1 protein-coding gene is annotated in these 645 nt (G+C 52.6%); it reads right to left on the minus strand.

What is annotated here, in order from left to right; all coding sequences use genetic code 11:
• Nucleotides 1-616: hypothetical protein (locus R7E78_RS27570; RefSeq protein WP_318058810.1), on the minus strand; the 616-nt coding region annotated here is incomplete at its 3' end.
• Nucleotides 617-645: the final 29 nt, after the last annotated feature.

Genomic DNA, 645 nt, shown 5'->3' on the forward strand with positions numbered 1-645 from the left:
TTGTCCACTTGTCCAGTTTGACCGTCATGGGCTCACTGAGGGTGAGGGTGTCGATGGTCAAGACGGCATTGCTTAAGGAATGCTTGGCTAGCCACGCTTTTGCGGTTGAGAGCAAACCACCGTCTTCACGATTGAAGACCGCAGTCAGATTGTTGCCTTTAAGCGAGATTTTGCTTAATGCCCACCCTGATGGAGCGAGGGCGCTGGTTGCGGTCAAGGACAGGGCGTGCATCATGCCATCGGCGGCGCTTTGAGCGCGCCCGACCGCTGTGCGGTAGGCGTGATATTCATCGATTACTTGTTGCACTGTGTCTTTTGGTTTGGCTTGGTAGTGAGTGAACTGACTGACGCCAATCAACATCACACCGAGCACAATGGCCGCCACGGCCAGCGTTTTCGGGCGCTGAGATTTCAGTGCATACGCTTGTTTGTCTTGAGGCTCAAGAACTGGGGCCGTATCCATTTTGTCACTGACCGCGCTTAAGTTAGGCGCAGACTCACTTTGTGTCAGTTTCTCAGTGACAAACACTTGCTCACACAGTTTAAGTTTGACTTCATCCAACTCATCCAGTGGCACCAAGCGCGCTTCACGTACCACATGGCCGCGAACGGTCATAAAAAACAGCACGTCTTTTTCGTGAAGGT

It is taken from the genome of Vibrio sp. YT-19(2023) (genome assembly GCF_033337395.1).